8 protein-coding genes are annotated in these 9,136 nt (G+C 55.1%); 3 read left to right on the forward strand and 5 right to left on the reverse strand.

Features of this window, described 5'->3' with window-relative positions:
• Window positions 1–316: 316 nt before the first annotated feature.
• From FY046_RS08265 to FY046_RS08285, 5 genes are all read right to left on the reverse strand, one after another.
• Window positions 317–1,273: a substrate-binding domain-containing protein gene (locus tag FY046_RS08265; RefSeq protein ID WP_407647798.1), complete on the reverse strand. Its 957-nt coding sequence runs from the start codon at window positions 1,271–1,273 to the stop codon at window positions 317–319.
• A gap of 97 nt (window positions 1,274–1,370) precedes the next feature.
• Entirely contained in the window at window positions 1,371–2,348 is a 978-nt protein-coding gene (locus FY046_RS08270) for an ABC transporter permease (protein ID WP_374760155.1), read from the reverse strand.
• Between the two features lie 90 nt (window positions 2,349–2,438).
• Window positions 2,439–3,944, reverse strand: coding sequence for a sugar ABC transporter ATP-binding protein (locus tag FY046_RS08275; RefSeq protein WP_446185941.1), 1,506 nt, complete (start codon window positions 3,942–3,944; stop codon window positions 2,439–2,441).
• On the reverse strand, window positions 3,941–5,455 hold the full coding sequence (xylB, locus tag FY046_RS08280; RefSeq protein ID WP_446185942.1) for a xylulokinase: 1,515 nt from the start codon (window positions 5,453–5,455) through the stop codon (window positions 3,941–3,943). The genes FY046_RS08275 and xylB overlap by 4 nt, the downstream gene beginning before the upstream one ends.
• A 3-nt stretch (window positions 5,456–5,458) precedes the next feature.
• Window positions 5,459–6,493 carry an NAD(P)-dependent alcohol dehydrogenase gene (locus tag FY046_RS08285; RefSeq protein ID WP_133845655.1) on the reverse strand — a complete coding sequence of 345 codons (1,035 nt, stop codon included), beginning with the start codon at window positions 6,491–6,493 and terminating at the stop codon, window positions 5,459–5,461.
• Between the two features lie 221 nt (window positions 6,494–6,714).
• Here FY046_RS08285 and FY046_RS08290 point away from each other — a divergent pair, with 221 nt between their 5' ends.
• The 3 genes from FY046_RS08290 to FY046_RS08300 all read left to right on the forward strand — a co-directional run bounded on the left by FY046_RS08290 (window position 6,715) and on the right by FY046_RS08300 (window position 8,821).
• A complete protein-coding gene (locus FY046_RS08290; protein WP_212813874.1) occupies window positions 6,715–7,245 on the forward strand; it encodes a D-lyxose/D-mannose family sugar isomerase in 531 nt (176 codons plus the stop codon).
• A gap of 87 nt (window positions 7,246–7,332) precedes the next feature.
• The gene (locus FY046_RS08295) at window positions 7,333–8,337 is read left to right on the forward strand and encodes a LacI family DNA-binding transcriptional regulator (RefSeq protein ID WP_242462147.1); all 1,005 of its coding nucleotides are present in this window, start codon (window positions 7,333–7,335) and stop codon (window positions 8,335–8,337) included.
• A gap of 19 nt (window positions 8,338–8,356) precedes the next feature.
• The gene (locus FY046_RS08300) at window positions 8,357–8,821 is read left to right on the forward strand and encodes a pyridoxamine 5-phosphate oxidase (protein WP_167864119.1); all 465 of its coding nucleotides are present in this window, start codon (window positions 8,357–8,359) and stop codon (window positions 8,819–8,821) included.
• Window positions 8,822–9,136: the final 315 nt, after the last annotated feature.

The following is a 9,136-nucleotide window of genomic DNA, read 5'->3' on the forward strand; positions in this document are numbered from 1 at the left end:
TGCCCCCCCGTCTCATTTGAACAATAAAACGCCAATCATTGCCATGCAGCGTCAAAAGCGAGCAAAAAAGCATAGCAACATCCGGATATATGGAGCTTAAATGAAAATACTTAGGGGAAGATTAAGAGAAGCCAACTGAGGAAAGATTAAATCAGTCTGGTTGATGGATGGTTTAGCTATAAAAGGGGTTGTGTACTTATTCGCTTAGGAAAAACCTAAAATATAAAAAAAATTTCATTATTTTGTTGCAAAACATATTGGGATATACAGAAATGATAGTGGGCCAGCGGCACAAGGCCGGTGACCCGAAGCGGTATTATTTACGCGCATCCAGCAGCTGGGTAGCATTATCCGAAGTCACTTCCGTCCAGGGTACGGAGTAGCGTTTTGCTTTGCCATCATCCCACGCCATCTTATCGGCGTACTGTTTCCAGATAGTGGACTGCGGCTGGTAACTCTCCCCTTTCACCGCACGCACCGCGACATCAATCGAACCCTGCATCTGTGCGTGGGCATCCTGCAAGATGGACACCATCTCACCCGCCTGCACCGCGCGGATAGCGTCAGACACACCGTCTACCCCGGCGATAGCAAAATCTTTCACATTCAGATTGGCTCCTTTTATCGCTTCAATGGCACCCAGCGCCATTTCATCATTCTGCGCGATCACGCCGTTAATCTGGCCCCGGTGCTTCTGCAGCCAGTTCTCCATCAGCGGTAGCGCTTCAGCACGTGACCAGTTTGCGGTTTTGCGCTCCAGCACCTTCACATTCCCGGCGCCACATTCGGCAATGGCTTTATCGTTACCCTGACCGCGCTGGATCTCGCCGCTGCCGCCCTTCGGCCCTTCAATAATCACCACGTTGCCTTTGCAGTTGATTTTTTTCAGCACGGCCTTCGCTTCCAGATAGCCACCCAGCACGTCATCGGATACCACCTCAGAGGTCATTTTGTCGGTATTCAGTCGCGCATTGGTCACCACCACCGGAATTTTGGCTTCGTTGGCCATTGTCACCACGTCAATATTGGCTTCATAGTCCATCGGGTTGATGATGATGGCATCAACATGGGTCTGAATGGCGGTTTCTGCCTGATTATTCTGTACCAGCGGATCGTAACGGCCGTCATACACCGTCAGCTGTACTTCGCCGCTTTTTACTGCCGGGTGTTCTTTACCTGCTTTTTCCATCAGCTGTACAAATTCAGCTTTCATACCGTACATCAGTACCGCTATTTTAATCGGTGCGGCCTGGGCAATCACGCTGCTGCCCATTAACAGACCGGACGTCAGCAACGCTATTTTAGTCAACTTATTCATGAAAACTCCTGGTTATGTAGGGTGATATTTTTATGTCATCAGGAAAATATGATTAATCGCGTTGTTGTTTACGCGACGGGTCAAGCAACACTGCCACCACAATTAATGCCCCTTTAATAATCTGCTGGTAATAAGACTGAACGCCCAGCAGATCCAGGCCATTATTCATGACGCCAATAATTAAAATACCGAACAGCGTGCCGACCAGCGTACCCACGCCGCCCGCCATACTGGTGCCACCAATCACCACTGCCGCTATCGCATCCAGCTCATAGGCAGCCCCGGCATTGGTCTGCGCCGAGCCGGTGCGTGCCGTCAGGATAAGGCCAGCAATCCCCGCCAGCGCGGCACACAGGGTGTAGACCAGCACTTTGATTTTCACCACGCTGATCCCGGAGGTGCGGGCACTTTTTTGATTCCCCCCGACGGCATAGACATAGCGGCCAAACAGCGTTTTATTCAGCAGTATCCAGGCCAGTGCAAACAACACGATAAAAATAATCACCGGGAGCGGGATGCCCAGCAGATACCCGTTACCCAGGGCGCGAAAGTCAGGGTTTAGCTGTGATACCGGATTACCATCGGTGGTCAGCAGTGCCAGGCCACGCGCTGCCGACAGCATTCCCATGGTGACAATAAACGGTTGCAGGCGGTAGCGAGCCAGAATCGTACCGTTCAGCAAGCCACAGACAATGCCGATCCCCAGCGCGACGATTAACGGCATGATGACCGCATGTGCCGTATCACCGATGGCCAGCCCACTGTTGGTGGTGGCAAAGCGCGCCGCGACAATGCCGCTTAGCGCCAGAACAGAGCCGACCGACAGATCCACCCCGGCGGTAATAATAACAAAGGTCATTCCGATGGCGAGAATGCCATTAATAGACACCTGGCGTAATACAATCAGCGTATTTTCATGACTGAGAAAATAATTACTGCTCCACGCACCGTTCGCGACCTGCACTTCACCAATTACGGTGACAATCAGGCACAGCACAAAAAAGGCGATAATAATGCCGTATTTATGCATCCGGCGTTTATTACGCGTAAAGAAAGACAGCCCTGGAGTCAGAGAAGATGTCGAATTCATTACAATTACTCTCTCGTTATAAAAAGATTATTACACCGCCAGCTTCATTAATTCAGCCTGGGTGGCATTTTCAGCCGACAGTTCTCCGGCCAGCGCGCCATCTTTAAAGACTAATATACGGTCGCTCATTCCAATAATTTCTGACAGTTCGGAAGACACCATAATAATGCCGCGATCCTTGAGCGCGAATTCCGACATAAAACGGTAGATCTCTTTTTTGGCTCCCACATCAATCCCGCGCGTGGGTTCATCCAGCAGCATCACCTGAGGTTCCAGCAGCGCCCAGCGCCCCAGCACCACTTTTTGCTGATTACCCCCGCTGAGATTGCCCACCAGCTGGTCGCCATCGGGGGTTTTCACATTAAAACGCGCAATCATCTCACGGGTACGCTGCCGCTCTTTGCTGTCACTGATAAACCCGGCGCGGCTGATGGCGGGAAACGAGGCGATATTAATGTTCTCATTCACCGAACGGCACAGCACCAACCCGGTTTCTTTTCGATCTTCAGTGACATAGGCAATCCCACTGTCGATAGCCTCTCTGGGCGAATGCCGCCCGAGGGTCTTATCCCCCAGTTGAATGGTGCCGCTGTGCGCATGTTCGATACCAAAAATGAGGTCTAGAAATTCGCTGCGCCCGGAACCCACCAGCCCGTAGATCCCGAGGATCTCACCGCGCTTCAGCGTCAGGCTGATATCGCGTACCTTCTTACCCCAGCACAGGTTATTCACCTGCATTATCACTTCGTCCCCTGGCTGGTTGAACTTGGCAAATTCACTGTCAAATTCGCCGCCAATAATGTGCTCAATCAGCTGTTCACGAGTGATATCGCCCAGCAGCCCTTCATGGATATAGCTGCCGTCACGGAAGATGGTATAGCTGTCAGCAATCTGGAAAATTTCTGCCAGGCGGTGAGAAACATAAATAATCCCTTTGCCTTTCTCCGCCAGCCGGGTGATGGCCTGGAAGATCTTCTGCACGTCCTCTTCACCGATGGCCGAGGTCGGTTCATCCATAATGATGATATCGGCGTTGGCGTGTGACAGGGCTTTAGCAATCTCGACCAACTGCTGTTCAGCCACGCTGAGGTTGCGCATTTTTTCCGTTGGCGACAGGGTAAAATGCAGGTCAGCCAGCAGCTCCGCCGTTTGTCGGTTCATCCGGCCAAAATCGACAAAGCCAAAGCGACGCGGCTCGCGACCCAGCCAGATATTCTCCGCCACCGTCAGGTCAGCAATGGTGCTCAGTTCCTGCTGCACAATAGCGATCCCTGCGGCAAGCGCTTCTTTCGGGTGGGAGAATTCACAGCGCTTTCCATTGATAAAGATGTCGCCGCTGTCCGGCTGAATAAAGCCCATCAAGATGCTGAGAAAGGTCGACTTCCCGGCACCGTTACCGCCACACAGCGCATGGATCGAACCACGACGCAGACAGAACTCTGCATTTTTCAGCGCCACCACCGGCCCGAAGCTCTTTTTCACCCCGCTGACTTCCAGCAGCATGGCAGCCTGGGATTCATCTGCTAACTGACTCATAACGTCACCTCATATTCTTTCTGCAACCGATGCAGATAGCGCTGATAAAGGTCAGCATAGCGGCGCTGCCGTTCAGCGTCTGGCCGGGCACGGGTGCTCTCATCCAACTGTACAAACTGCTGGCACAGCCGGGCCAGCAGTGCGGCGGCAGGCTGAGGGCTGCCCGACGCCAGACGGTGGCACCAGATAGCCTGGATCGCCGCGCCCAGCGCCGCGCTCTCTTTCTCCTGCGGGCAGACCACGGGGCAGTTCATCACATCGGCAACAATCTGCCGCCAGCGCGGGCTGTTGGCTCCGCCGCCGGTCAGGCGGATTTCACTGACCTCAATGCCCTGCTGGCGAAACAGATCCAGTCCATAACGCAGACCGTAAGTCGCCCCTTCCACCACCGCCAGGCAGAGGTTGGCCGGGGTGAAATTATTACTGTCGAGGTTGTACAGACTGGCCCGGGCTCCGGGCAGCTCCGGCACACGTTCGCCGTTAAAGAACGGCAGCATCAGCATGCCGCCTGCCCCGGGTTCCGCTTCTTCCAGCGCACGATTAAACGCCACCACATCCTGTTGCAGCAGGTTCTGTACCGCGGTACTGGCCGAGGTCACATTCATGGTGCAGATCAGCGGCAACCAGCCATTACTGCTGGAGCAAAAACCGGCGATCATCGCCGAATCCGCCACCACCGGGCTGTCAGCGCAGGAGAACAACGTCCCGGAGGTGCCGAGACTCATGGTCAGCATGCCCGGCTGGATATTGCCAGTGCCGATGGCCGCCATCATATTGTCGCCGCCGCCGCTGGCAACCAGTGTACCGGCACGCAGCCCCAGCGCCTGAATAGCACGTTCGCACACGATGCCAACAGGTTGTTCTGCCGACACCAGTGGCGGCAGCGCACGCCATAAACGCCCGCTGTTATCAATCAGCTCGACGGTGCGGCGATCCCAGCAGCGCTGGCGAATATCAAACAATCCGCTACCCGAGGCATCGCCATACTCTGCGCGCCGTTCACCGGTCAGCCAAAAATTCAGATAATCATGCGGTAGCAGCATGGTCGCCAGCCGCTGCCACAGTTCCGGGTGCTGCTGACGGAACCATAAGATTTTCGAGGCGGTATAGCCAGTGGCCAGGGTGAGCCCCAGCTGCGCCAGCGATCCCTCCTCTCCTCCTAACTGCGCCAGCAGCCAGGCATTTTCTTCGGCAGTGCTGGTGTCACACCACAGCTTGACCGTATGTAGCACCTCTCCCGCCTCATCCAGCGCCACAAAGCCATGCTGCTGCCCGGAAACCGCCAGCGCAGCGATCTGCGCGGGGTCAACACCCGCCGCTGTCGTCGCCTGGTGAAAGGCCTCTTTCAGCGCCGTAATCCACCATTCAGCCTGCTGCTCACGCCTGCCGGATGCGTCGCTGATCAGCGCGTGGGGTGCACTGCCGCTCCCGAGAATAGTGCCGTGCTGGTCATCAACAATCACCACCTTGGTGCCTTGCGTACCACAGTCAATGCCCGCATACAGCGCCATGACTTACTCCATTTCCAGCATGATTTTGATATCGGTCGGGTTGCCTGCGGCTGCGCGTTCAAAGGCGGCCACACTGTCGGCAAATTTATAGGTCTGGGTGATCAGCGGCTGCACCCGCAGCTTGCCGGAACTCAGCAGGCGCAGGGTACGCGGATACATATTGGCGTAGCGGAAAATGGTCTTAAAGGTCACTTCTTTAGCCTGAGCGGCAACAATATCCATCGGCGCGGCATCCACCGGCATACCGACCAGCACGGCAGTTCCCCCCGGTGCAATATGCTGGCTGATGCTGGCGATGGCCGGTTTGGCCCCGCTGCACTCAAACACCACATCAACGCCGTTGCCACTGGTCAGCTGCGCCACTTTTTGTGCCAGAGCATCGCCTTTACTGTTCACCGCATGCAGGCCGGTATAGTTGGCCGCCACCTGCAGTTTTTCGTCGAACAGGTCACAGATAATGACATCCGAGCAACCGCCCGCCAGAGCAGCCAGGGCAGTGACCACGCCAATCGGCCCGGCACCGATCACCAGCGCAATATCGCCGGGTTTGATCGCGGCTTTGGTCGCCGCATGCATGCCGATCGCCAACGGTTCCACCATGGCGCCTTCGGCAAAGCTGACGTTATCCGGCAGTTTGAAGGTAAAGGCCGCAGGGTGGATCACCGTTTCACGCAGGCAGCCGTGAACCGGCGGTGTTGCCCAGAAACGCACGGCCGGGTCAAGGTTGTAGATCCCGGCGCGCGACTGTGCCGACTGCATATCCGGAATACCTGGCTCCATACACACACGATCGCCAGGCTGCACATGGCGAACAGCACTCCCCACCGCCAGCACGACACCGGAGGCTTCATGGCCCAGCACCATCGGAGCGTTAACCACAAACGGCCCGATGCGACCGTGTTGATAATAGTGAACGTCACTGCCGCAGATACCCACAGAGTGAATTTTGATCTGCACATCGGTATCGCCCAGATGTTCGCTGAACTCCCGATCCTCGATGGCAATTTTACCTGCCTGCTGCAGTACCAATGCTTTCATGGATGACTCCCTGTTGATAATAAAATGATACCGTTAACATCAATATGACGCCGATAGTAAAAGAAATGCCGTGATAAATGTGTGAGCACGGTTAAAATTTTAGCATTTTTGTAACTCAGGGAGAAAAAACGGGGCAATAATGGCATCAGACAAGCGATAAAGATCAAAAACACTCACACAAAAAATGATATCGATAACAACACAATCATTAGAGGATCATCATGAGCGCACATCAACAGGCCATCAGCCAGACCCTTCACTACCTGCAGGAAGCGTCGATATTGCTCACCGGGGCTGAGGAGCAGCAGATCGAGATCGCCACCTTTGGCCTGCCAGACTACCCTCTCTCCGGCCTGCAACTGCTCACCTATATCAACAGCCCGCGCTACTGCGCCAAGGAGCTGGTACTGTTTCCACACCAGACCTGCCCGGAGCATCTGCACCCGCCGTTTAACGGCACACCGGGTAAACAGGAGACGTTCCGCTGTCGATGGGGCGAGGTGTGGTTATTTGTTGATGATGAGAGCCTGACCCTGAATAACGGCACCTGCCAGCCACCGGAAGGGGCGGAACAGTGGTATACCGCACAGCACTTTATTTTGCTGCGGCCTGGCGAGCAGTACACCATTGCCCCCAACACCCGCCACTGGTTCCAGGCCGGCAAGCAGGGTGCAGTGGTGTCGGAATTCTCTTCGGAAAGCCGTGATGACCTTGATGTGTTTACTGACCCGCGCGTTAACCGCCTCGGCTGAGCCTGTAGCGGATTGATTCGCATCATGTCTGGGGATCTGTCATGATACGTCAATGGTACAAAATGATTTGATATCCAGGAGTTCACCTTGCCGTCAGGCCGGAAAGTTAAAGCCACGCTCTCAAGCGTGGCAGCAGAAGCAAACGTCAGCAAAATCACCGTTTCCCGCGCCTTTACCCATCCGGAAAAAGTGCATCCGGACACCCTGAAACGGGTGCTGGCCACCGCCACAGAGATGGGCTACGTGGTGAACACCGCAGCGCGTAATCTGCGTGCGCGTGACAGTAAAACCATCGGTATTGTTAATCCGGATATGAACAACCCGTTTTTCGGGGGGCTGACCCGGTTGATGACGCTGGAAGCGGAAAAAGCGGGGTACGATACGCTGATTTTTGATTCGCGGGAGTCGCAGGAGCATGAGAACCGTATCATCGATAAGCTGATCGGCTATAACGTTGATGCCATCGTCCTGTCGGTAATCTCGTCAGACTGCAACTACCATCCCGCTTATCTGCACCGGCTGGAAGCGCTGAATATCCCGGTGATTCTGGTCGATAGAGAGCTGGATGCCAGCGCCTGTAGCGGCGTTTATATTGATAATCTTGACTGCGGCCTGCAGGCGGGCCGTTATCTGCTGGAACAGCAGGCGCAGCATGTGGTGGTGGTTTCCGGGCCACAGGACTCCAACGTGGCACGCGAGCGCGTGACCGGCCTGAGCGCGGCCTTGCAGGGTAAAATCGCCAGCTTCGAGGTCCTGTACGCCGATTTTTTGATGGACGTCGCCGCCAGAGTCACCAGTGAATATCTTGACCACCACGCCCCGCCGGACTATTTCGTCGGCTGTAATAACCAGATATCGCAGGGGATCATTAAATCCTGCATCGATCATCAGCTGAGCCCAATGCAGGACGTTTCGCTGTTCAGTATTGATGAGATCTCACATGCACCGATTTACGGCTTCCACTTCCCGTGTATTGCCCATGATTTGCATGAGATGGCCTGGCAGGTGATCAATCTGGCGGTCCGCCGGGCCACCGAAAGTGAAGTCAAACCGGGTAAAGTGATTGTTCGTGGTAAAATGGTCGTACCCTAATCAACTGAAGGAACGACTGATGAACAACCCTACACTGCCGCCTGCTCTGCTGACCCTGCTTGACGGCTCAATACCTGAAAGCCATCGGTATCAGGCGATTCGTCTGTCCAGCGTGGGTGAAAATGGCTGGCCGTATGCGGCACAGCTGAGCCTGGGGGAAATCATTGCCTGCTCCCCGAATGAGCTGCTGTTTGCCATCTGGCCAGACTCCACCACCACGCGCAATCTGAAGCGGGATGGCAGGATCACGCTGGCACTGGTACTCAATGATGCGGTGGTGGAGATTCAGGCACTGGCAGAGCCACGCCCGGAAACGCTGACCGATCTTAAACTGGCGGTATTCAGCGCTGAGGTTAAGCAGGTGATCGCCCATCGGGCACCTTATGCCACGGTGACCAGTGGGTTAACGTTCAGTCTGAACGATGAAGTAGCGGCGCTGGCCCGCTGGCGGGAACAGATTACGGCGCTGAAAACGCTGGCATAAAAAAAAGGGCGACTTCACAGTCGCCCTTTTGCTTTGCGGGTCAGGCATGCCTGACCCCTACAGGATTGTCGTCGGTACGAGTCAAACAGGCCGGACATACCCGGCCCCTACGAAGAGCGATCTTGCTTTGCATCATTCGTAGGGGCGAAGCATGCCTGACCCCTACAGGATTGTCGTCGATACGAGTCAAACAGGCCGGACATACCCGGCCCCTACGAAGAGCGATCTTGCTTTGCATCATTCGTAGGGGCGAAGCATGCCTGCCCCCTACAGGATTGTCGTCGGTACGAGTCAAACAGACCGGACATACCCGGA

It is taken from the genome of Erwinia sp. 1181_3, from assembly GCF_052824965.1.